This window comes from Arthrobacter psychrochitiniphilus (assembly GCF_003185915.1).
GTDB lineage: Bacteria > Actinomycetota > Actinomycetes > Actinomycetales > Micrococcaceae > Specibacter > Specibacter psychrochitiniphilus.
In genome coordinates, this window is sequence record NZ_QHLZ01000022.1 from 3,806 (window position 1) to 6,068 (window position 2,263).

A 2,263-nucleotide genomic window follows, 5' to 3' on the forward strand; every position below is an offset into this window, starting at 1 on the left:
CTTGTTCTTGTTCAGGGGTTTGGAGTGGTAGGGGAGCGTCGTGTAGGCATTGAAGCCGCAGTGTGAACTAGCGGTGGAGCCTACACGAGTGAGAATGCAGGCATGAGTAGCGAAAGACGGGTGAGAAACCCGTCCGCCGAATGATCAAGGGTTCCAGGGTCAAGCTAATCTGCCCTGGGTAAGTCGGGACCTAAGGCGAGGCCGACAGGCGTAGTCGATGGACAACGGGTTGATATTCCCGTACCGGTGAAGAACCGCCAATATTGAACCAGTGATACTAACCACCCAAAACACCACTGCGTGTCCTTCGGGACCAGGGTGTGTGTGGAGCGTGGGATCTGAACTGGGGAGGTAAACGTATTAACAGGTGTGACGCAGGAAGGTAGCCGAGCCGGGCGATGGTAGTCCCGGTCTAAGGACGTAGGAAACACGATAGGCAAATCCGTTGTGTTGTCTTCAATGACGATTCTGAGATCTGATGGGACCCCCTTACGGGGGAATTCGGTGATCCTATGCTGCCTAGAAAAGCATCGACGTGAGGTTCTAACTGCCCGTACCCCAAACCGACACAGGTGATCAGGTAGAGAATACTAAGGCGATCGAGAGAATTATGGTTAAGGAACTCGGCAAAATGCCCCCGTAACTTCGGGAGAAGGGGGGCCTGCCTCGTGAAGGACACTAGCTGTCCGTGAGCGAGTGTGGGCCGCAGAGACCAGGGGGAAGCGACTGTTTACTAAAAACACAGGTCCGTGCGAAGTCGCAAGACGATGTATACGGACTGACTCCTGCCCGGTGCTGGAAGGTTAAGAGGACCGGTTAGCACACTTGTGTGCGAAGCTGAGAATTTAAGCCCCAGTAAACGGCGGTGGTAACTATAACCATCCTAAGGTAGCGAAATTCCTTGTCGGGTAAGTTCCGACCTGCACGAATGGAGTAACGACTTCCCCGCTGTCTCAACCATAAACTCGGCGAAATTGCAGTACGAGTAAAGATGCTCGTTACGCGCAGCAGGACGGAAAGACCCCGAGACCTTTACTATAGTTTGGTATTGGTGTTCGGAGTGGCTTGTGTAGGATAGGTGGGAGACTGTGAAACCGCAACGCTAGTTGTGGTGGAGTCATCGTTGAAATACCACTCTGGTCACTTTGGACATCTAACTTCGGCCCGTAATCCGGGTCAGGGACAGTGCCTGATGGGTAGTTTAACTGGGGCGGTTGCCTCCTAAAAAGTAACGGAGGCGCCCAAAGGTTCCCTCAGCCTGGTTGGCAATCAGGTTTCGAGTGTAAGTGCACAAGGGAGCTTGACTGTGAGAGGGACACCTCGAGCAGGGACGAAAGTCGGGACTAGTGATCCGGCGGCACATTGTGGAATGGCCGTCGCTCAACGGATAAAAGGTACCTCGGGGATAACAGGCTGATCTTGCCCAAGAGTCCATATCGACGGCATGGTTTGGCACCTCGATGTCGGCTCGTCGCATCCTGGGGCTGGAGTAGGTCCCAAGGGTTGGGCTGTTCGCCCATTAAAGCGGTACGCGAGCTGGGTTTAGAACGTCGTGAGACAGTTCGGTCCCTATCCGCTGCGCGCGCAGGAAATTTGAGAAGAGCTGTCCTTAGTACGAGAGGACCGGGACGGACGAACCTCTGGTGTGTCAGTTGTACTGCCAAGTGCATCGCTGATTAGCTACGTTCGGAAGGGATAACCGCTGAAAGCATCTAAGCGGGAAGCCCACTTCAAGATGAGATTTCCATACACAGTTATGTGTGAGAGGCCCCCAGCTAGACCACTGGGTTGATAGGCCGGACGTGGAAGCGAGGACTAAAGACTCGTGAAGCTGACCGGTACTAATAGGCCGATAACTTACACCACACACACTCTTATAAACATAAGATCTGCTCGCGTTCACTATGTGGTTCCCAACCAACAAACCCACCCGGTTTACTGGTATGGAAACCAACCATGATTTTACTAACAATCACGGACCCCGGTCCGTGACCACCAGTAAAAACATGTACAATAAAATACTGTTGTTCATCACAAGAACACCCAACAAGCCACCCACCCATCACAGGGTTGGGGAACGAGTTACGGTGGTCATAGCGTGGGGGAAACGCCCGGTCCCATTCCGAACCCGGAAGCTAAGACCCACAGCGCCGATGGTACTGCATTCGTGAGGATGTGGGAGAGTAGGACACCGCCGGACAACACCAAAAAGGGTAGAGGCCCCACACCACCAGGTGCGGGGCCTCCCCACCTTTAACACCAC

2 rRNA genes (1 of these 2 only partly in view) are annotated in these 2,263 nt (G+C 53.7%); both read left to right on the forward strand.

The features are described from left to right. Positions 1 to 1,866: ribosomal RNA gene (locus CVS29_RS17970) — 23S ribosomal RNA — on the forward strand (it extends 1,397 nt beyond the left edge of the window). Positions 1,867 to 2,083: 217 nt separating this feature from the next. Then, positions 2,084 to 2,200 (forward strand): 5S ribosomal RNA (gene rrf, locus CVS29_RS17975). Positions 2,201 to 2,263: the final 63 nt, after the last annotated feature.